At 66.0% G+C, this 19,539-nt stretch carries 18 protein-coding genes; 6 read left to right on the top strand and 12 right to left on the bottom strand.

Annotated elements, in window-relative coordinates; all coding sequences use genetic code 11:
• Positions 1-14: 14 nt before the first annotated feature.
• The 5 genes from BLQ70_RS09975 to BLQ70_RS09955 all read right to left on the bottom strand — a co-directional run bounded on the left by BLQ70_RS09975 (position 15) and on the right by BLQ70_RS09955 (position 5,391).
• Complete coding sequence (locus BLQ70_RS09975; RefSeq protein WP_091856840.1) at positions 15-884, bottom strand: ABC transporter permease; 870 nt, start codon at positions 882-884, stop codon at positions 15-17.
• Positions 885-1,023: 139 nt separating this feature from the next.
• On the bottom strand, positions 1,024-2,070 hold the full coding sequence (locus BLQ70_RS09970; RefSeq protein ID WP_091856839.1) for an ABC transporter substrate-binding protein: 1,047 nt from the start codon (positions 2,068-2,070) through the stop codon (positions 1,024-1,026).
• Between the two features lie 35 nt (positions 2,071-2,105).
• The gene (locus tag BLQ70_RS09965; RefSeq protein WP_091856838.1) at positions 2,106-3,164 is read right to left on the bottom strand and encodes an ABC transporter ATP-binding protein; all 1,059 of its coding nucleotides are present in this window, start codon (positions 3,162-3,164) and stop codon (positions 2,106-2,108) included.
• A 21-nt stretch (positions 3,165-3,185) separates the two neighbouring features.
• A complete protein-coding gene (locus tag BLQ70_RS09960) occupies positions 3,186-4,001 on the bottom strand; it encodes an ABC transporter permease (RefSeq protein ID WP_200959675.1) in 816 nt (271 codons plus the stop codon).
• A 154-nt stretch (positions 4,002-4,155) separates the two neighbouring features.
• Positions 4,156-5,391 (bottom strand): metal-dependent hydrolase family protein, encoded by a 1,236-nt coding sequence (locus BLQ70_RS09955; RefSeq protein WP_091856837.1) that lies wholly within the window; start codon positions 5,389-5,391, stop codon positions 4,156-4,158.
• 218 nt (positions 5,392-5,609) lie between these two features.
• Here BLQ70_RS09955 and BLQ70_RS09950 point away from each other — a divergent pair, with 218 nt between their 5' ends.
• Positions 5,610-6,719 carry a CaiB/BaiF CoA transferase family protein gene (locus BLQ70_RS09950; protein WP_091856836.1) on the top strand — a complete coding sequence of 370 codons (1,110 nt, stop codon included), beginning with the start codon at positions 5,610-5,612 and terminating at the stop codon, positions 6,717-6,719.
• A 291-nt stretch (positions 6,720-7,010) separates the two neighbouring features.
• Positions 7,011-7,754, top strand: coding sequence for an aspartate/glutamate racemase family protein (locus BLQ70_RS09945; RefSeq protein ID WP_091856835.1), 744 nt, complete (start codon positions 7,011-7,013; stop codon positions 7,752-7,754).
• A gap of 10 nt (positions 7,755-7,764) precedes the next feature.
• Here the strand turns inward: BLQ70_RS09945 and BLQ70_RS09940 are convergent, their stop codons facing one another.
• On the bottom strand, positions 7,765-8,676 hold the full coding sequence (locus BLQ70_RS09940) for an NAD(P)-dependent oxidoreductase (RefSeq protein WP_091856834.1): 912 nt from the start codon (positions 8,674-8,676) through the stop codon (positions 7,765-7,767).
• 101 nt (positions 8,677-8,777) lie between these two features.
• Between BLQ70_RS09940 and BLQ70_RS09935 the strand changes: the two genes are divergently transcribed.
• Positions 8,778-9,845, top strand: a complete 1,068-nt coding sequence (locus BLQ70_RS09935; RefSeq protein WP_061970742.1) for a LacI family DNA-binding transcriptional regulator — start codon at positions 8,778-8,780, stop codon at positions 9,843-9,845.
• A gap of 7 nt (positions 9,846-9,852) precedes the next feature.
• On the opposite strand, the gene BLQ70_RS09930 is transcribed toward BLQ70_RS09935, so the two are convergent.
• From BLQ70_RS09930 to BLQ70_RS09910, 5 genes are all read right to left on the bottom strand, one after another.
• A complete protein-coding gene (locus BLQ70_RS09930) occupies positions 9,853-10,758 on the bottom strand; it encodes an NAD(P)-dependent oxidoreductase (protein ID WP_091856833.1) in 906 nt (301 codons plus the stop codon).
• A gap of 74 nt (positions 10,759-10,832) precedes the next feature.
• Positions 10,833-11,735 (bottom strand): carbohydrate ABC transporter permease, encoded by a 903-nt coding sequence (locus tag BLQ70_RS09925; RefSeq protein ID WP_061970623.1) that lies wholly within the window; start codon positions 11,733-11,735, stop codon positions 10,833-10,835.
• Positions 11,728-12,684, bottom strand: a complete 957-nt coding sequence (locus BLQ70_RS09920; protein WP_091856832.1) for a carbohydrate ABC transporter permease — start codon at positions 12,682-12,684, stop codon at positions 11,728-11,730. The genes BLQ70_RS09925 and BLQ70_RS09920 overlap by 8 nt, the downstream gene beginning before the upstream one ends.
• A gap of 138 nt (positions 12,685-12,822) precedes the next feature.
• Positions 12,823-14,127, bottom strand: coding sequence for an ABC transporter substrate-binding protein (locus tag BLQ70_RS09915; protein ID WP_091857127.1), 1,305 nt, complete (start codon positions 14,125-14,127; stop codon positions 12,823-12,825).
• Between the two features lie 228 nt (positions 14,128-14,355).
• Positions 14,356-15,408 (bottom strand): ABC transporter ATP-binding protein, encoded by a 1,053-nt coding sequence (locus tag BLQ70_RS09910; RefSeq protein WP_061970618.1) that lies wholly within the window; start codon positions 15,406-15,408, stop codon positions 14,356-14,358.
• A gap of 238 nt (positions 15,409-15,646) precedes the next feature.
• Between BLQ70_RS09910 and BLQ70_RS09905 the strand changes: the two genes are divergently transcribed.
• The 3 genes from BLQ70_RS09905 to BLQ70_RS09895 all read left to right on the top strand — a co-directional run bounded on the left by BLQ70_RS09905 (position 15,647) and on the right by BLQ70_RS09895 (position 18,323).
• The gene (locus BLQ70_RS09905) at positions 15,647-16,423 is read left to right on the top strand and encodes a FadR/GntR family transcriptional regulator (RefSeq protein ID WP_061970616.1); all 777 of its coding nucleotides are present in this window, start codon (positions 15,647-15,649) and stop codon (positions 16,421-16,423) included.
• Between the two features lie 146 nt (positions 16,424-16,569).
• The gene (locus tag BLQ70_RS09900; RefSeq protein ID WP_061970615.1) at positions 16,570-17,544 is read left to right on the top strand and encodes a 2-hydroxyacid dehydrogenase; all 975 of its coding nucleotides are present in this window, start codon (positions 16,570-16,572) and stop codon (positions 17,542-17,544) included.
• Positions 17,529-18,323, top strand: coding sequence for an AprI/Inh family metalloprotease inhibitor (locus tag BLQ70_RS09895; protein ID WP_170843367.1), 795 nt, complete (start codon positions 17,529-17,531; stop codon positions 18,321-18,323). The genes BLQ70_RS09900 and BLQ70_RS09895 overlap by 16 nt, the downstream gene beginning before the upstream one ends.
• Positions 18,324-18,362: 39 nt before the next feature.
• On the opposite strand, the gene hppD is transcribed toward BLQ70_RS09895, so the two are convergent.
• Positions 18,363-19,496: a 4-hydroxyphenylpyruvate dioxygenase gene (hppD, locus tag BLQ70_RS09890; RefSeq protein WP_091856830.1), complete on the bottom strand. Its 1,134-nt coding sequence runs from the start codon at positions 19,494-19,496 to the stop codon at positions 18,363-18,365.
• Positions 19,497-19,539 lie beyond the last annotated feature (43 nt).

Below are 19,539 nucleotides of genomic sequence, written 5' to 3'. Positions count from 1 at the left end.
TTCGCTTTGGCGTATCAGCGATAGCGCCGCTGCACGGTGAGATGCGCGATCATGGTGAGCAGGATCGTCGCGGTCATCAGAATGAAGGAGATCGCCCCGCCGAAGGGCCAGTTGTTCTGCTGTGCGAACTGCCCATAGACCAGCGGCCCCATCATCTGGAATTTCGGCCCGCCCAGCAGCACCGGCGTGGCATAGGCGTTCATCGCCAGGATGAAGGTCAGGATCGTGCCAGCCAGGATGCCGGGCAGCGCCAGCGGCCACAGCACGCGGCGGAACATCGCGGCAGGCCCGGCGCCGAGGCTGAAGGCGGCTTCCTCGACATTGCGCGGAATGCCCTCGATCACGCTCTGCAGCGTCAGCACCATGAAGGGCAGGTTGACCGCGATGATGCCGATCAGCACGGCATTCTCGGTATACATGATCTCGAGCGGCTGATCGATCAGCCCGAGCCCCATCAGCGAGGCGTTGAACGCCCCCTTGCTGCCGAAGATGGTCATCCACCCGGCGGCGCGAACAGCATTGCCGACAAAGAGCGGCAGCACCACCGCGATGACCATGAGATTCTTGAAGCGGCTTTGCGTCCGCGCCAGCACATAGGCCAGCGGAAAGCCCATGATCAGGCAGATCAGCGTGCAGATGATCGCGACGCGCACGGTGCGGACGAGCACGTTGAGATAATAGGCGTCGGTGAAGAACTTGACGTAGTTCTCGATCACCAGCGCATCGACCATGAACTGGCCGGGCACGAACTTGTTGAGCGAGTAGCGGAACAGGATCGCCAGCGGCCCGATCAGCATGAGCGCGACGAAGAGCGTCGCCGGCACGACGAGCAGGCCGGCGAGTCTGGTGCGGGCACCAGCGACGGCTTCGGGAGCGGCGCTCATGCCGCGAGCCCGTCATGCTCGGGCTTGACCCGAGCATCTCTGGACGATTTGGCGCTGTTCATGAGGACACTCCCCTCATCGTCACGAGATTCTCGGGTCTGCGCTACGCTTCGCCCGAGAATGACGGCCTGCATGGGCATCAGCCCTTGAAGACCTTGTCCCACCATTCCTTCATCGCCGCGTCGTTCTTGGCGAGGAAGGCGTAGTCGAGGTCCTTCAGAGTCTTCTCTTCCTCGGGCGTGAAGCCGATGCGCTTGTGCAGCGCCGGATCGACATTGAGGCCGGTGACGGTGCCGTTATAGCCCATGTCGACGGCGAAGGCCTCCTGCGGCGCCTTGGCCAGCATGGCGTCCATATAGGCGTAGGCGTTGTCCTTGTTCGGCGCGTTCTTCTGGATCACGAAGCCCGAGACATAGGTCGGGATACCCTCGATCGGCGAAACCGCCTCGCAGGGGATGCCGGCGTTCTGCCACTGCACGACGCGCGCCTTCCAGATCGCGCTGATGCCGACTTCCTCGTTCTTCATCGCCTGGGCGAAGGCCTCGTTGGTCGGATAGACGCGCGCGCCGGCCTTCTTGACCGCGAGCAGGACCTCCTTGGCCTTTTCGAGATCGTTCATGTCCTTGCCGCCGGTCGCCGCCATCGAGGCCGCGATGAAGATCGACTGGTACTGGATGTCGATGAAGCCGATCTTCGAGCCCCATTTCGGATCGAGCCAGTCCTTGAAGCCCTTCGGCGCCGGCGAGATGATCTTGGGATTGTAGATCACGACGTTGCCCGAATAGATGTGCCCCATCCCGTAGGGATATTTCATCGTCGGCAGCAGGTTCTTGGCATTTGGCAGCTTGGAATAGTCGATCTGCTCGAGCACGCCCGCTTCGTTCATCTCGAACATGTTGGCGGCCGAGAGACCCTGGATGTCGACGGTGCCACGCGGCAGGCGTTTCTCGGCGACCATCTTGGCCCGGCGCGGCGCATCGCCGGCCTGGTCCTGCACCACCTCGATACCCTTGGGTTTGAGGATCGGGTCTTCGACGTTCTTGGTCAAAAGCCTCGCGTAGTCGCCGCCCCAGGTGCCGACGACGACGCGGCCGCCCGATTGGGCGAAGGCCGGCATGCCGGTGGCTGTCGCCAGCGCAGCCGCGCCTGCACCTTTCAGAATATCCCGCCTGTCGAATGAAGCCATGGTATTCCCCTCGTTTTTGGACGCCGAATGGGCTTTCACGCCCCTTGCGGATAGACGAGCCCGGCGTTTTCGGCCCAGCCTATCGTGATGCTCTCGCCGACATGCGGCTCGGCCAACCCGACCTTGTTCGGGATCTGCAGCAGCATGCGGTCCTGCTCGTTGAGCGCGACCTGGACGTCGAGCAGCGCGCCGAGATAGGAGGCATGCTCGATCCGTGCCGGAAAGCGGTTGGGCAAGCCGTCGGCCTCGCTGCCGACCGCAATCCGTTCCGGCCGAAGCGCCAGCGTCGCGGGCCCGGTAGCAGCAGCGGCGTTGCAGGCGACATCCAGTCCACCGGCCGTGCGGAAACGACCCTGCCCCGTGACCTGTCCCTCGACGAAGGCGCTGCGCCCGATGAAGCCGGCGACGAAGCGGTCGGCCGGCCTCTCGTAGAGCTCGCGCTGGGTGCCGATCTGGCGCACCTGCCCCTTTTCCATGACGACGAGGCGGTCCGCCATGGTCAGCGCCTCCTCCTGATCATGCGTCACCATGACCGTGGTGAGGCCGAGCTTCTGCTGCAATTCGCGGATCTCGATCCGGACCTCGAGGCGCAGCTTGGCGTCGAGATTGGAGAGGGGTTCGTCGAGCAGCAGCACCTGCGGCTCCATCGCCAGCGCCCGAGCCAAGGCGACGCGCTGCTGTTGGCCGCCGGAGAGCTGGCGCGGATAGCGCTCGTCGAAGCCGCCGAGCCGCACGAGCCGTAGCGCCTCGGCGACGCGCGGGCCGCGCTCGGCCTGCGGCACCTTGTGCATCTCCAGACCGAAGGCGACGTTCTGCGCGACGGTCATGTGCGGGAACAGCGCGTAGCTCTGGAAGACCAGGCCGCAATGGCGCTTCCACGGCGGCAGGTTGGTGACGTCCTGATCGCCGATCGTGATCGCGCCCGCGCTCGGCGGCACGAAGCCGGCGATCATGCGCAGCGTCGTCGTCTTGCCGCAGCCGGAGGGGCCGAGCAGCACCAGGAACTCGCCGTCGGTGACGGAGAGATCGACATCGTCGACGACCGTGAGGCCGCCATACGCCTTCTTCAGATGCGAGAGCGAGAGCTGTGCCATCGTTAGGATCTCGCCATCCGTTCACACCACCCGGCTCAGTTTGACATAGCGATCGGTCACGATCATCGCGACGGCGATCAGGACGATCTGGATGAGGGAGGCTGCCGCCACCGTCGGATCGATCTTCCATTCGAGATACTGGAGGATCGCGATCGGCAGCGTCGTCCGGCCCGGCCCGACCAGGAAGAGGCTCATCTCGAGATTGCCGAACGAGGTCACGAAGGCGAACAGCGAAGCCGCCACGATACCGGGCCGGATGCTCGGCAGCGTCACCCGCCAGAAGGTCGTGACCGGGCCGGCGCCGAGATTCTGCGCGGCTTCCTCGATCGAGCGGTCGAAACCGGCGAGGCTCGCCGTCACCAGCCGCACCACCCAGGGAATAACGACGAGGGTATGGGCCGCGACCAGGCCGCCGAGCGAGCCCAATACCGGCCATTCCGTGGCGATCTCGATCTCGATCTGGAAGACATAGGTCGCGGTGCCCAACACGATGCCCGGCATCACCAAGGGCAGCAGCAGGAGCGTGCTGATGCCACCGCCCAGCGGGATGCGATGGCGCACCAGGGCGAGGCTTGCCGGCACGCCGAGGAGAAGGCCGATCAACGTCGAGGCGACGGCAACCTGAACGCTCAGCGTGAAACCGTCGATGAAGGACTTGTTGTTCGCCGCCCCGGCGAACCATTTCAGCGAATAGCCCTCCGGCGGAAAGGAGGGGATTTCCTGCCGGAAGAAGGCGAGCCAGGTCACGAAGATCAACGGGAGCAGGATGAAGCCGAGCGACAGCGCGGCCGCACCGTTCAGCGCATAGCGCCCGAATCGCGGCGAACCGGCGCTCACCCAGCTTGTCCCTGATGGCAGGCCGTTCCCTGCCGTATGTCATCCACTCTGGAGGCCAAGACCGTTCCCTCGTTTGAGCGGCAGTTTGCGACGCCACTTACAAACAGTGAAGCCTGCATTTCCGTCATGCGCTGACCGGCGACTGGGCAGCGCTTCAATGCAGCGTGTTCTTGTGGAAGGCACCGCCCTTCATAATCGCCGCCAGGTGCTTGCCCTGTTCCTGGAACAGCGCGAGATCCTTCAGCGGGTCGCCGTCAACGAGGATCAAATCGGCGAAGGCGCCGGTCTGAACCGTGCCGAGCTTGCCTTCCATGCGCAGGATCTGGGCACCGACCGTCGTCGCCGAGCGGATGATCTCCAGCGGCGAGAGCACCTCGCGGCGCAGCAGGAACTCGCGCGACTGCTCGACCTGCAACTGTCCGAGCAGGTCCGAGCCGAAGGCAACCGGCACGCCGGCGCGCTTGCAGATTTCCAGCGACCGCAGACCGCCATCGATGACGAGATCGTTCTTGGCCAGCATGTCGCCGGTCATGCCGAACTCGGCCGCCCGCTCCTTCATCGCGTAATAGGCGACGAGATTGGCGGTGAGGAACATGTTGTTCTCGGCCATCAACTTGGCGGAGGCATCGTCGATCAGGTTGCCGTGCTCGATCGCGCGCACGCCGCATTGCGCGGCCCGCGTGATCGCCTCCGGCGTATAGGCATGGGCGCAGACATAGCGGCCGAAGGCCTTCGCCTCCTCGACGGCGGCCTTCACCTCGTCGACGCTGAACTGCATCGAATCCAGCGGGTCGTAGGGGCTGGCGACGCCGCCGGACATCATGATCTTGATATGGTCGGCGCCGAGCCGCATCTGCTCGCGCACCGATTTCCGCACCGAGGAGACGCCGTCGGAGACGTTCATCGTATAGGCCATGGCGTTGCAGCAATGGCAGCGCGCGCCGAAATCGGTGCGCCGGCGCGGGTCGCTATGGCCGCCGGTCGGGCCGATCGCGGCACCGGCGATGAACAGGCGCGGCCCCGCGACATCGCCCTTCTCGACCGCTTCCTTGATGCCCCAGTCGGCGCCGCCGGTGTCGCGCACGCTGGTGAAACCGCGGTCGAGCATGCCCTTCATCAAACGGACGGCACGTGCCGTCATCAGCGTCAGCGGCATGCTCTCCATCGCCCGGATATAGACCTCCGACAGGAAGACATGGACATGGCTGTCGATCAGCCCAGGCATCAGCGTGCGGCCGCCGCAATCGATCACATCGGCCTTGGCGGGCTTCAGCGGCTTGTCGGAGAGTTCGCGGATCGTGTCGCCCTCGACGACGAGCTCATAGCCCCGGCGCAATTCACCGAAACCGGGTTCGAGCAAAGCGAAGTTCTTGAAATGCAGCATCGTCATTCCCGCCTCCGAACATGCCTGCCAGGGAGCACCGGGCTCCGAGCACCCACATGATATGCACGCAACATCCAAACTGTCGACAGCGCAAGGGCGGTTGATTGCGCCTCCGGCGGACATCCGTCGCCGGTCGCGCATCGTGGGGTTATCCAGCCAGATCGGCGTTGCGCGGCTGATCGATGGCGGGTTCACTCAGGCCCCAACGGAGATTCGCAACCGCCATGCCGGGCCCACTGAACGGGATCAAGATCGTCGACCTGACCACGGTCATCGCCGGCCCCTATGCGACGCAGACGCTGGGCGACATGGGTGCCGATATCCTGAAGGTCGAGCCACCGGGCGGCGACATCATGCGCGCGCCCGGCCCCGCCCGCTCGCCGGGCATGGGTGCCGCCTTCCTCAACTGCAATCGCAACAAGCGCAGCATCGCGCTCGACATGAAGTCGGCGGAGGACCTCGCCCGCCTGCGGGAGCTGATCGCGGATGCCGACATCTTCATCCACAACATGCGGATGGAAGCGGCCCGCCGGAACGGGCTCGATCCGGAGACGCTGCTCGCCCGCCATCCGCGCCTGATCTACTGCGCCATCGTCGGCTTCGGGCAGGACGGGCCCTATCGCGACCGGCCGGCCTATGACGACGTCATCCAGGCCGCCTCTGGATGGGCCGCTCTGGCTGAGCGCTCGGGCGATGCGCCGGTCTATGCACCCACGATCGTCGCCGACAAGACGACCGCCCTCTTCGCCGTCGGCGCGATCAATGCGGCGCTCTATCACCGCGCGGTCTCGGGAGAAGGCCAGGCGATCGAGGTCCCGATGTTCGAGGCGATGGTCTCCTTCCTCGCCGTCGAGCATCTCGGCGGCCGCAGCTTCGAGCCCGCGCTCGGCGAGAGCGGCTATTCCCGGGTGCTGTCGCGGCATCGCCGGCCCTACCGGACGGCCGACGGCTTTATCGCGGTGATGCCCTATACGGCAGCGCATTGGCGGGCGCTGTTCCAGGCAGCCGGGCGCGAGGACTGGGCGGCGGAACCGGCGCTCAATGACGGCGCCGCACGCGCCGCGATGATCGATACGCTCTACGAGCGCCTGGCGGAGTGCCTGCTGGACCGCGCTTCCGCCGAATGGCAGTCGATCCTCGACCGGATCGACGTGCCCTGCTCGGCCATCAACACGCTCGACGACCTCCTGGACGATCCGCATCTGAAGGCCACGGGCTTCTTCGAGGCTGTCGAGCATCCCACGGAAGGGCGACTGGTCACGACGAAACCGCCGATCCGCTTCAGCAGGACGCCCTGCGCGATCACGCGGCAGGCGCCGAGCCGCCCCCGCTGAACGCAAGATATTCCGGGCCGCACGCGGTGCTGCGATTTGGCCCGCGACATCATCGTGCCCTTGCTGTGGACGTGACGGAATGCGAGAACGCCGGGCAGTGCCAGCGACGCCCGACCCTGCCGGAATGGAAGCACTGTTTCTCCATTCATCCGCTTGCGAGCCGAACGGCAAATCTGCTGTTGATTTCAGACCGATGAGACATCGTTCACTCCTGGCAGCCGCTGCACCGCCATTGCCCGATCGCGAGATCGGCGGCGGGTCCCGGCTGGTTCACGGATCGTGAGGCCTCGCTTGCGCATTCTCCTGCTCAATCCCAACACCATGCCGGAGATGACGGCGCTGGTCGCGCGCGTGGTCCAGCCCTATCTGCCGGCGCAGGCCGAGCTCGTGCCGGTCACCGGTCGCTTCGGCGCGCATTACATCGCCAGCCGCAGCGCCGGCGTCATCGCCGCCCATGCCGCGCTCGAAGCCTTCGCCGAGCATGGCGGGGATTGCGACGGCGTCTACCTCGCCTGCTTCGGCGATCCCGGCCTGCTCGCGCTCAAGGAAATGGCTCGCATCCCGGTGATCGGCATGGCGGAGGCCAGCAGCCGCTATGCCGCGGAACAGGCCGAGCGCTTCGCCATCGTCACCGGCGGCGAGCGCTGGGGGCCGATCCTGCACGAATTCGTCAGCTCGATCGGGCTGGGCAGCCGCCTCGCCGCCGTCGAGACCGTGGCTCCCACCGGCGCTGATATCGCCCGCGACCCGGACGGCTCGATCGCGATGCTCGCCGAAGCCTGCCGCCGGGTGGCCAAGCGCGACGGCGCCGGCGCGGTCATCCTCGGCGGCGCCGGGCTTGCAGGCCTTGCGCCGCGCGTCCAGCCGCTTATCGATGTGCCCGTGATCTGTTCGGCGGAAGCCGGCATCCGGATGCTGCTGGCCGAACTCGACCAGCCGCAGCCGAAGCCGCGGGAAGGCGACCTCGCCCTGCCTGCTCCCGTCGCCAGCACCGGGCTCTCGGACGGCCTCTCGCGGCTGCTGGCGCAGCCCTGAACAGGCGATTTCAGCCCTTGCCGGCGATCGACGTGCCGTTCAGGCCCGCGATCCAGTCAGACAGCATCGGCACGTAATCCTCGCCCTTGCCGCTGGCGACGGCGGTGGCAAAGCTGTTCTTCACGGCATTGCCGATCGGGTTGGCGACGCCGGCCTCGTTGGCCACGCTCTCCAGATAGCGCACGTCCTTCAACGCGTTGCTCAGCGTGAACTTATGGGCGTCGCGGTCGCGCTCCAGCACGTATTGCATGAAGGTCTGGTAGAAGCCGCAATCCATGCGGCTGCCGCGAATGACGCTGTCGAAGGTCTGGGGCGTGATCCCGATCTTCTGGCCAAGGGTGAGCGCCTCCGCATAGATCGCGGCATAGCCCAGCGAGAGGAAGTTGTTGATCAGCTTCATCTTGTGGCCGTCGCCGACCGGGCCGAGATGCACGATCTTCTGCGCCCAGGCCTCGCAGGCCGGCTTGATCCGGGCGAAGACCTCGGGAGGGGCGCCGATCATCGCCGAGAGCTGGCCGAGCGCGGCCTGCGCCGGCGTGCCGCCGAGCGGCGCGTCGGCGAGATGCAGGCCCTTCGCCTCAAGCTCGGCCGCGAGCTTCACCGTCACCGTGGGATCGGAGGTCGAACAATCGACGATCACCGTGCCCGGCTTCGCCCCGGCGACGATGCCGCTCTCGCCCTTCACCACCGCCTCGACCTGGGCCGAGCCGGTCACACACAGGAAGATGATGTCGGAGCGCGCCGCGAGCTCCTTCGCCGTCTTCGCTTCCACCGCCCCGACCGCGACGAGCTCCTCGACCGGCTTGCGGTTGCGGTGTCCCATCACGGTCAGCGGAAAGCCCTTGTCCACAAGATTACGGGCCATGCCCTGCCCCATGAAGCCGACGCCGATGAAGCCGATGGACTCTTTGCGTGCGCTCATCTTCAAATTCTCCCGCTGATATGGTTGAGATGGACCCGGACGTCGGCGACATGGCCGGACCGGAAGCCGGCCGCGAGGCCTGCGCTCAGTGTGGACGAGTCATGACTGCGAGCGACCCGCCCGGGCTCCGCCAGCCCAAGAGCCCGCCGCCAGGCCGCGGCCGCGTGACCTTGCAGGTCATCGCCGAGCGACTCTCGGTTTCGACCGCGACGGTGTCTCTGGCCTTGCGCGGCTCGCAGCTCGTGGCGGAAGCGACGCGCAACCGCGTGCGCGAGATCGCCCGCGAGATGGGCTACAGCTACAATCGCAGCGCCGCCTCGCTGCGCACCGACCGCACCAACATCATCGGCGTCGGCTTTCACGACATCACCAACCCCTATTTCGCCGAATTGCTGGCCGCGATCGAGGAAACCGCGGCCCGCAACGACCGCTCGATCCTGCTCGGGACCTATGCCGAGAACCTGGACCGGCAGCAGCGCGTGCTGAGCACGCTCGCCGAATACCGGCCGGACGGCATGGTCCTCTGCCCGGCCGGCGCCAGCACGGCCGAGAACCTGCTCCCCCTCGTCGATGCCGGCATACCGATCGTCCAGCTTTCGCGCGAAATCCCTGAACTCGACCTCGACTTCGTCGGCTCCGACGACCGCCACGGCACCAATCTGGCGATGGAGCATCTGATCGGGCTCGGCCACCGTCGCATCGCCTTTCTCTGCGCGAACGAGAACATCTCGACCGGCCGCAACCGCTATGCCGGCTACCGCGAGGCGCTTGCGCGCCATGGCCTGCCCTTCGACCCGGCGCTGGTCCATTTCGACTACGGCACCCGCGAGAACGGGCTGAAGGGCATGCAGAAGGTCCTCGATGCGGAGAACCCGCCGACCGCCGCCGTCTGCATGAACGACCTCGCCGCCTTCGGCGCCATGCTCGGCCTGCGCCATCGCGGGCTGGAGGCCGGGGCCGATTTCTCGATCGTCGGCTGCGACGATGTGCAGGAAGCCGCGCAATGGTACCCGGCCCTGACCACCGTCCGCAATTTCCAGGACGAGATGGGGCGCAAATCCGCCGAGTTCCTGCTGAACCGCATCGCCGACCCCCATGCCCCGACGCAGCGGCTCCTGCTGACGCCGGCCCTCATCGTCAGGGGCACGACCAGCCCGCCGCCGCGTTGAGCCTTCTTCAGGCATCGTTCGCGGGCTTGGCGTTGAGCGCGCGATAGGCCCGCACCACCTGCGAATCGTCGCGCCCGCCATGCCCGAGGCCCGACGCCGACAGGAACATCTGGTGCGCCGCCGCGGCCAGCGGCAGCGCCGTCTTCGCGGCGCGCCCGGCATCGAGCACGATGCCGAGGTCCTTGACGAAGATATCGACGGCGCTCGCCACCGCCGGATCGGGCTCGTGCATGCGCGGCCCGCGATCTCGCAGCATCCAGGACGAAGCGGCCGAGCCGCCCATGATCTCGAACAGCAGGCGGCCGTCGATCCCGGCCTTCTCGGCCAGCGAGAGGGCCTCGGCCGCGACCGCGATATGCACGCCGCAGAGCAACTGATTGACGGTCTTCACCGTCGCGCCCTGCCCGGCCTTCTCACCGACATGGAAGACCTTGTCGCCGAGCGCGTCGAGCACGGGCTTCGCCCGCGCGAAGCTCTCAGCGGGCGCGCCGACCATGATGGTCAGCGTCGCGTTGCGCGCGCCGTTGACGCCGCCGGAGACCGGCGCGTCGATGAAATGCCGCCCGGTCTTCGTCACCTCGGCGGCGATCGCCTCGGCCTCGCCGGGCGGGCAGGTCGCCATCAGGATCACGGTCGCGCCCGGCGCCAGCGCGGCGAGCGCCCCGGCCTCGAACAGCACAGCGCGCGCCTGCGCCGCATTTACGACCATCAGCAGCAGTGCCTCGGCGCCCTCGGCCGCTTCCTTTGCGCTCGCAGCTGCATGCCCACCGGCCGCGACCAGCGCCTCGCGCGCGGCTTCGCGCATGTCGAAGCCGGTGACGCGGAACTGCTTCCTGACGAGGTTCTCGGCCATCGGCGCGCCCATGGCGCCGAGCCCGACGAAGGCAATGCTGGAGATCGATTGATGGGACATCGGGGCAGACACTCTTTGAACGAAAGCGGGCACAGCTTGCGCCATGCCCGCAAGACAGCCGGCGTCAAAGCCGGCTACTCCTTCACGGCACCGGTCATCGACGCCACGTAGTAGTCGACGAAGAAGGAGTAGAGGATCGCGACCGGGATCGAGCCGAGCAGCGCGCCGGCCATCAGCGAGCCCCAGTGATAGACGTCGCCCTCGACGAGCTGGGTCAGCACCGCGACCGGAACCGTCTTCTTCTCCGCCGACTGGATGAAGGCGAGCGCATAGATGAACTCGTTCCAGGACAGGGTGAAGGCGAAGATGCCGGCCGAGATCAGACCGGGCATGGCGAGCGGCAAGGTGATCCGCCATAGCGTCTGCAAGCGCGTCGCCCCGTCGATCATCGCGCATTCCTCGAGCTCGTAGGGGATCGACTTGAAATAGCCGATCAGGAGCCAGGTGCAGAACGGGATCAGGAAGGTCGGATAGGTCAGGATCAGCGCCAGCGGCGAGTCGAACAGGCCGAACTGGAAGATCAGCGTCGCCAGCGGGATGAACAGGATCGAGGGCGGCACGAGATAGGCCAGATAGATCGCCAGGCCGACATATTGCGAGCCCTTGAACCGCAGCCGCTGGATCGCATAGGCGGCGAGCACGCTGGAGAACAGCGACAGCGCCGTCGCCACGGCCGCGACCATCATCGTGGTCCACAGCCATTGCGGATAGTCGGTCTGGAAGAGCAGCTTGTTGATGTTCTCCAGCGTCGGCGACTTCACCCAGAACGGGTTGTTGTTCTTGTAGTCGAGCAGTTCGCCGTTCGGTTTGATCGCCGTGATCGCCATCCAGTAGAACGGGAACAGCAGCACGAGCAGGAAGACCGACAGCGGCAGGTAGAGCGTGATGAAGCGCCGCGGGCCGGACGACCAGTCGATGACGCCTTCGCGCTCCTTGTCGGTGAGCTGCGGGCGCGTGGCGAGGGTCTGGTCAGTCATTGTCTTCCCCCTGCTGCCACTTGCGGCGGGACAGGCCGTAATAGCTGAAAAGCGTCGCCATCACGAGGAACGGGATCATCGCCACCGCGATCGCCGCGCCCTCGCCGAGTTGCCCGCCCGGGATGCCGCGCTGGAAGGCGAGCGTCGCCATCAGATGCGTGGCATTGACCGGTCCGCCGCGGGTGATCGCGTAGACGAGCTGGAAATCGGTGAAGGTGAACAGCACCGAGAAGGTCAGCACGATCGCCAGGATCGGCATCAGCATCGGCAGCGTGACATGGCGGAAGCGCTGCCAGGAATTGGCACCGTCCAGCATCGCTGCCTCGTAAAGCGCCGGCGAGATCGTCTGCAGGCCGGCCAGCAGGCTGATCGCGACGAAGGGAATGCCGCGCCAGATATTGGCGGCGATCAGCGAGAAACGCGCCGGCCAGGGCTGGCCCAGGAAGTCGATGTAGGTGTCGCGCCAGCCGAGCACGTCGACCAGCACATAGGAGATGATCGAGAACTGCGGATCGTAGATCCACCAGAAGGCGATCGCCGAAAGCACGGTCGGCACGATCCAGGGAATCAGGATGATCGCCCGGAGCAGCGACTTGAACGGCAGGTGGTTGTTGAGCAGGAGCGCCAGCCAGAGGCCGAGCGCGAATTTCCCGAAGGTCGCCACGCCGGTGTAGAGCAACGTGTTCCAGACCGAGGTGATGAACACTCGATCCTGCCAGAGCGACACGAAATTCTCGAAGCCGATGAAGATGCCGGGCCTGCCGATACGCGTATCGGTGAAGGCGAGCCAGATGCCCAGGCCCAGCGGATAGCTGAGGAAGACCAGCAGGAAGCCGGCCGCCGGGAGGAGGCAGAGGAAGATCAGGAATGGCTTGTTGTCGAACAGACGCACCAGCCAGCTGTGTTGCAGGCTGTGGACGGTTCGCGATTCGGCGGCAGCTACGGCCATGGCGCCCTCGCGTTCGGGTCTGCTGGGGCACCGGGGCGAAAGGCTTGAAGCCGCCTTTCAGGGATATCCGATGCGATCTCGCATCGGCCGCCGGGCAAGCCGGCGGCCGCGTGTCTCCGGATCAGCGCGCGGAGCGCATCAGGTCCGGTAGTAGCGCTTGGCGCGCCGCTCGGCTTCCTTGGCCGCTTCTTCCGGCGTTGCCTGGCCGGCGCAGACGGATGCGACCATCTGCACGACCACATACTCGGCGTTCACGGTGCCCGCGGCCTCGTTGATCGAGCCCTTGTAGCCGCTCCAGAGCGCGCGTTCCCAGGTGTCGCGATAGATCAGGATCTTGGGATCGCTCGACCAGACCTTGCTGTCGGCATAGCCCTTGAGCGGCTGCGCCCAGTAGCCGGAGCTGCCGGTCAGCCACTTGTCGTAGTTCTCGCGCTCCATCATGAAGCGCAGATAGGCCAGCGCGGCTTTCGGGAACTTGGTGTGCTTGAACGCCATGGCGTTGATGATCAGCGCCGGCTCCGAGGGGCGCCCGAGCGGCCCGACCGGCATCATCGCATGGTTCAGGTCCTTGCCGATCGCCGCGGTCTTCTCGTCCTTCGAATTCTTGATCGAGAAATAGAGCGAGACGCCGTTCTGGGTGACCGAGACTTCACCGGCCGACAGCGCTTTGTTGTTGCTGATGTCGAGCCAGGAGAGAGTGCCGGGGATGAAGGTCTCGTAGAGCGCCTTGGCGTATTTCAGCGCCTCGATCGTCTCCTTGGAGTTGATCGTGACCTTGTTGTTCTCGTCGACCATATGGCCGCCATGGGTCCAGACGAGCCAGTTGCAGAAGGCGTTGCCGTCACCGACCGCGTTGCCGAGCGCGAAGCCGGCCGGATGGTTCTGCTCCTTGAGCTTGCGGCAGAGCTTGAGGAAGCCGTCGAGATCCTTCGGGAAGGCGTCGAAACCCGCTTCCTTGACATGGGATTCGCGATAGACCGCCGGCGCACCGGAAGCGCCCATCGGGATCGAGACCCACTGGTTGGTCTTGTCCTTCTTGCCGTATTTCTCGGCGATCGGATACCAGCCGCCGTTCTTCTTGCCGAGGTCATCGGCCAGCGCGGTGAGGTCGATCAGCTTGTCCGAGAAGATATGCGGATCGTCGGCCCAGCCGACGACGATATCGGGACCTGCGCCGGTATTGGCGGTCACCGCCGTCTGCGGCCGCAGGTCTTCCCAGCCGGCATAGTCGACCTTGACCTGCACGCCCGTCGCCTTGGTGAAGGCGGCGGTGTTCTCGTCGAAGATCTGCTGGTCGAGATCGACGAACTTGGTCGGGCGCAGCACGCGCAAGCTCGCACCCTTCTCGACATCGGCCTGCGCGATGGCCGAAGACAGCGGCAGGGTCGCGCCCGCCGCGAGGCCGGCGCCGCCGATCAGAACGTCTCTTCTTGAAATGCTCATGGAAACCGTCTCCTCCGTTGGGGCGGCGGCGGCCTGCATGGGACCCCCGTCCTGCATGATGATGGGCGTTGACAGCGATCATCCGCCGCCCTGCCTTCCGGGCGGCGAATTTCTTGGAGCCGGGTCCGATCAGATTGAACCGACCCGATCGGAAAGCCGCCTCGGATACTCTGCATCAAGAACACATGGCTCGATCGGATCGCATCGCAACCCGATCGGCGCGTGCCCTTAGATGCGCTTGCCGGTCGCGGCGTCGAACAGATGCGTCACGCTGGTATCGGGCGTGATGCCGATCGTCTCGCCGGGCTTCGCCGAGATGCGCTCACGGAAGATGCAGGTCAGGTCCTGCCCGCCGCAGTGGACGACCACCTGCGTCTCCGAGCCCATCGGCTCGACGACCGAGACTTCAGCCTTCAGGCCGTTCGGATCGAGACGGAAATGCTCGGGGCGGATGCCCAGCACCGCGGCAAGGCCGTCGGAGCCCACCGGATGCTTGCCGATCGGCCAGACCGTGCCGCCCTCGGTCTCGAAGCCGTTACCGACGATCTTGCCCTTGAGCAGGTTCATCGAGGGCGAGCCGATGAAGGCCGCCACGAACAGATTGGCCGGATTGTCGTAGAGATCGAGCGGGGCGCCCATCTGCTCGACGATGCCGTCATGCATCACGACGATCTTGTCGGCCATGGTCATGGCCTCGATCTGGTCGTGCGTGACATAGACCGTGGTGGTCTTCAGGCGCTGGTGCAGCTCCTTGATCTCGGTGCGCATCTGCACGCGCAGCTTGGCATCGAGATTGGAGAGCGGCTCGTCGAACAGGAAGACCTGCGGATCGCGCACGATCGCCCGGCCCATCGCGACGCGCTGACGCTGGCCGCCCGAGAGCTGGCGCGGATAGCGATCGAGCAACTTGTCGAGGCCGAGAATGCCCGCGGCCTTGCCGACGCGATCGTCGATCTCGGCCTTCGGCGCCTTCCGGAGCTTCATCGAGAAAGCCATGTTGTCGGCGACCGTCATATGCGGATAGAGCGCATAGTTCTGGAACACCATGGCGATGTCGCGTTCCTTCGGCGGAACGTCGTTCACCACGCGCGGGCCGATCTTGATCTCGCCGCCCGAGATGTTCTCGAGCCCGGCGATCATCCGCAACAGCGTCGACTTCCCGCAGCCGGACGGACCGACCAGGATGACGAATTCGCCGTCGTCGATGTCGATGTCGACGCCGTGGATGACCTGCGTCGACCCGTAGGCCTTGCGCACATCGGCAATCTGGACTGAAGCCATGCCGTCCTTCCCTGTTTTCCGTTCCCTGATCACGCGCCCGCCTTGCAGCGGCCCGTGACCACAATCGGTTTCTTGTGACCGAATGATGAAAGCGGACACCGCCTGATCCCGACGATTGTGTCCGTTCCAATCTGCGATAAAGTCATACGATAGAAGCGGCCCTGTCAAGCGCCGCCACAACCTTCGGGATGCCGCAAATTTTGGCTGGCCGAAGGCGCCCGAGGGAGGGGCACCAGCGATGCGGGTACGCGACTTCTCGCGGCCGACGACGCTCAATCCGGACCGGCTTTTCGGCCAGGTCGCCCAGAAGCTTGCCGTCGCGATCATCACCGGTCGCGTCCGGGCGGGCGAGGTCCTGCCGAACGAAGACGACCTGCGCTCCGAGATATCGGTCTCGCGCACCGCCTATCGCGAAGCCGTCAAGGTCCTCACCGCCAAGGGGCTGGTCGAGGCCCGTCCGAAGAGCGGCACCCGTGCCGCACCGCGCGAGCGCTGGAACCTGCTCGATCCGGACGTCCTGTCCTGGCAGTTCGAGGCCGACCCCAACGAGAAATTCATCCGCGATCTCTTCGAGTTGCGCCGCTTCGTCGAGCCGAGCGCCGCCCGTCTCGCCGCGCAGCGCCGGACCTCCGCCGACATTGCCCGGATCGAAGCCGCCTATCGCGGCATGGCCGACGGCGCGCCCTATGCCGAGGCGACGATCCGGGCCGATCTCGCCTTCCACGAGGCGATCTTCTCCGCCGCCCAGAACGCCGCATTGCAATGCCTGTCGAGCGCGGTCATCGCCACCCTGCAATGGTCGTTGCTGCTCAAGACCGGCGACGAAGCAGCCTATATCGAATCATTGCCCGACCATGAGCATGTGCTGCTCGCCATCATCGACCGCGACGGCGACCTTGCCTCGGCCCGCATGGCCGGCCTCGTCATCGACAGCCTCAACACCACACTGGCCTCGCTCGGCACGCATTTCGCGACGGAGGCTGGGAAAATCGCCAGAATAAAGCATACTAAATGAGCGCCCGCTTTCCCGGCGGAACGTGATCGGATAGCGCTCATGCGGCAGCGGGGCTATGCCGTTCCGGCAGGCCGCGTAATTTCATTTTAATCGATTCAGACAAGCCGAATCAACGCCCTTCGCCACATCTCACGGACAGCCAGACAATGACAGCCTCGACCAAGCCCGAAATCGTCCAGACCGGCCCGCTGATGGCCTATGCCGCTGACCAGCTCAAGGCGCGCTTCACCGTCCATGAACTGTGGAAGGCGCCCGACCGCGCCGCCCTGCTGCGCGAGGTCGCGGACCGCGTGCGCGGCGTTGCCGCCGGCGGCGGGCACAACCGGGTCGACGGCGCGCTGTTCGACGCGCTTCCGAAGGTCGAGGTCATCTCGAGCTTCGGTGTCGGCTATGACCATGTCGACGCCGCCGAAGCCGGCCGGCGTGGGCTCGTCGTCACCAATACGCCCGATGTCCTGACCGACGAGGTTGCCGATCTCGCGCTGGGCCTGCTGATCGCCACCGTCCGCCAGCTCCCGCAGGTCGACCGCTACCTGCGCGAGGGCAAGTGGCTGCAGGGCAATTATCCGCTCACCACCTCGCTGCGCGGCCGCAAGGTCGGCATCGTCGGCCTCGGCCGCATCGGCAAGGCGGTGGCTCAGCGCATCGAGGCCTTCGGCCTGCCGGTCGTCTACCACGGCCGCTCGCGCCAGGCGGACGTGGCCTATCGCTACTACCCGTCGCTGGTGGACATGGCCGCCGATGTCGACACGCTGATCTCGGTCGCGCCGGGCGGAGCCTCGACCCATCACATCATCAATGCCGAGGTTCTGAAGGCACTTGGTCCCAACGGCATCCTGGTCAATGTCGGCCGCGGCACCGTCGTCGACGAGCAGGCGCTGATCAAGGCGCTCAAGGACAAGACCATCCTCTCCGCCGGCCTCGACGTGTTCGAGGACGAGCCGCGCGTGCCGGCAGAGCTGATCGCGATCGAGCATGCCGTGCTGCTGCCCCATGTCGGCTCGGCCTCGGTCCATACCCGCGAGGCGATGGGCCAGCTTCTGGTCGACAACCTGGTTTCATGGTTCGATGGCAAGGGCCCGCTATCGCCCGTGTCGGAGACCCCATGGAAAAAGGCCTGATCCGCCAGCTTCTGCCTCTGCTGATCCTGGCCGCCAGCTCCCTGCCGGCGGTCGCGCAGACGGCGCCGCTGCCGCGCGGCGCCGACAAGGCGCCCGACGCGATCCGCCGCTGGCTCGGCGCCTGGGACCTCGAACTGGCGGGCGCGTCCCGAAGCTGCACGGTCACGCTCGGCGCGGAAGCCACCGGCAACCGGCGGCAGTTGCGTTTCCCCGCCACGTGCCGGCGTGCATTGCCGGTCCTCGGCACCGCCGCCTCCTGGACCTTGGCGGCGGGCGGGCAACCCCAGTTTCTGGATACCGACGGCAAGGAGGTCATCGGCTTCCAGAAGGGAACGCCCGAGACCGGGCTCGACGGCAAGGGCAGCGATGGCAAGGCCTATCGGCTGACATCGCAGAACCACCCCCGCATCGCGCCCCGGGCGCCGCAGAATCAGGCAGCGACCGCAGCCCAACGCGTCACGGTCGTCGATCCGGCAACGGCGCCAGCGCCCGACACTCTGCCGGGGCGCTATGTCCTGATGCGCCAGCAGAACCGCGAGGCCTGCCGCCTCGCGCTGTCGCCTGCAGCCGCCGATGGCCACCAGCCCGCCGCCTTCGAGGGGACCTGCCCGGATACCGGACTGACGATCTTCGATCCCGTCGGCTGGCGCTATGCCGGCGGCCGGTTGACCCTCGTCGCCCGCCGCGGCCACGGCACCGACCTCGTCTTCGAGAACGGTCAATGGCGCAAGGACCCGGCGGTCGGCGCGCCGCTTCTGATGCGCAAGCTCGCGCCGTAGCACGCATGACCGGCTGAGCCGGCCATGCGGTTCGCTTGGCTACTCCGCCGCCACCGGACTTAGCACGCCCCTGCGGATCTGATCTTCCTCGATCGATTCGAAGAGCGCGCGGAAATTGCCCTCGCCGAAACCGTCATCGCCCTTGCGCTCGATGAACTCGAAGAAGATCGGTCCGACCACCGTGGCCGAGAAGATCTGCAGCAGCACCTTGCTCATCCGGCCGGCCTTCTCGCCGAGCGCGACCGCGCCCTCGCCGTCGATCAGGATGCCGTTGGCCTTGAGCCGTTCGACCGGCTCGCCATGGTTCGGCACGCGGGCATCGACCTTCTCGTAATAGGTCGCAGGCGGCGACGGCATGAACGGCAGCCCGTTGCCGCGCAGGGCCTCGACGCTGGCATAGATGTCGCGCGAGCCCATCGCGACATGCTGGATGCCCTCGCCCTTGTACTGGCGCAGGTATTCCTCGATCTGGCTCTTGTCGTCGAGCGACTCGTTGATGGGTATGCGGATCTTGCCGCAGGGCGAGGTCAGCGCCCGCGAGATCAGGCCGGTCAGCTTGCCCTCGATATTGAAGAAGCGGATCTCGCGGAAATTGAACAGCTTGCCGTACCAGCCGGCCCAATGGTCCATGCGCCCGCGGATGACGTTATGGGTGAGGTGGTCGAGATAGTAGAGCCCAGCCTGCTCCGGATGGGGATCGCGCTCGCCGATCCATTCGAAATCGACATCCCAGATCGAGCCCTTCTCGCCATAGCGATCGACGAAATAGAGCAGCGAGCCGCCGATGCCGCGCACGGCGGGAATCGCGAGTTCGCCCGGTCCGATCGCGCTCTCATAGGGCTCGGCACCGAGCGATACGGCCCGCTCGAAGGCGTGCTTCGCATCGACGACGCGAAAGGCCATGGCGCAGGCGCAGGGGCCGTGCTCTGCGGCGAAGGCCTGCGCGAAGGAATCGGGCTCGGCATTGACGACGAAATTCACGTCGCCCTGCCGGTAGAGCGTCACCTGCTTCGAACGGTGGCGGGCAACCTTCGTGAAGCCCATCGTCTCGAACAGGGCGCCGAGCTTCTCCGGCTCGGGATGGGCGTATTCGACGAATTCGAATCCGTCCGTTCCCATCGGGTTGACGGCCGAGATCGCGGGTGGGGCGGCATCGTGCGGAAACGGACCCATGGGCATTCCTCCTGTCGGCTCTTGCTGGATGCCCCATGATCGC

It is taken from the genome of Allobosea robiniae (genome assembly GCF_900102525.1).
GTDB lineage: Bacteria > Pseudomonadota > Alphaproteobacteria > Rhizobiales > Beijerinckiaceae > Allobosea > Allobosea robiniae.
The sequence above is the reverse complement of the archived record's forward strand: the minus strand, read 5'-3'. Positions and strand labels throughout refer to the sequence as shown.

Bases quoted from the DNA above. Each gene is read 5' to 3' on its own strand.
- BLQ70_RS09900 (WP_061970615.1), top strand. From the start codon at position 16,570: ATGACAGCCTCGACCAAGCCCGAAATCGTCCAGACCGGCCCGCTGATG.
- BLQ70_RS09940 (WP_091856834.1), bottom strand. From the start codon at position 8,676: ATGAGCGCACGCAAAGAGTCCATCGGCTTCATCGGCGTCGGCTTCATG.
- BLQ70_RS09895 (WP_170843367.1), top strand. From the start codon at position 17,529: ATGGAAAAAGGCCTGATCCGCCAGCTTCTGCCTCTGCTGATCCTGGCC.
- BLQ70_RS09930 (WP_091856833.1), bottom strand. From the start codon at position 10,758: ATGTCCCATCAATCGATCTCCAGCATTGCCTTCGTCGGGCTCGGCGCC.
- BLQ70_RS09925 (WP_061970623.1), bottom strand. From the start codon at position 11,735: ATGACTGACCAGACCCTCGCCACGCGCCCGCAGCTCACCGACAAGGAG.
- BLQ70_RS09975 (WP_091856840.1), bottom strand. From the start codon at position 884: ATGAGCGCCGCTCCCGAAGCCGTCGCTGGTGCCCGCACCAGACTCGCC.
- BLQ70_RS09955 (WP_091856837.1), bottom strand. From the start codon at position 5,391: ATGACGATGCTGCATTTCAAGAACTTCGCTTTGCTCGAACCCGGTTTC.
- BLQ70_RS09950 (WP_091856836.1), top strand. From the start codon at position 5,610: ATGCCGGGCCCACTGAACGGGATCAAGATCGTCGACCTGACCACGGTC.
- BLQ70_RS09965 (WP_091856838.1), bottom strand. From the start codon at position 3,164: ATGGCACAGCTCTCGCTCTCGCATCTGAAGAAGGCGTATGGCGGCCTC.
- hppD (WP_091856830.1), bottom strand. From the start codon at position 19,496: ATGGGTCCGTTTCCGCACGATGCCGCCCCACCCGCGATCTCGGCCGTC.
- BLQ70_RS09905 (WP_061970616.1), top strand. From the start codon at position 15,647: ATGCGGGTACGCGACTTCTCGCGGCCGACGACGCTCAATCCGGACCGG.
- BLQ70_RS09915 (WP_091857127.1), bottom strand. From the start codon at position 14,127: ATGAGCATTTCAAGAAGAGACGTTCTGATCGGCGGCGCCGGCCTCGCG.
- BLQ70_RS09935 (WP_061970742.1), top strand. From the start codon at position 8,778: ATGACTGCGAGCGACCCGCCCGGGCTCCGCCAGCCCAAGAGCCCGCCG.
- BLQ70_RS09910 (WP_061970618.1), bottom strand. From the start codon at position 15,408: ATGGCTTCAGTCCAGATTGCCGATGTGCGCAAGGCCTACGGGTCGACG.
- BLQ70_RS09920 (WP_091856832.1), bottom strand. From the start codon at position 12,684: ATGGCCGTAGCTGCCGCCGAATCGCGAACCGTCCACAGCCTGCAACAC.
- BLQ70_RS09970 (WP_091856839.1), bottom strand. From the start codon at position 2,070: ATGGCTTCATTCGACAGGCGGGATATTCTGAAAGGTGCAGGCGCGGCT.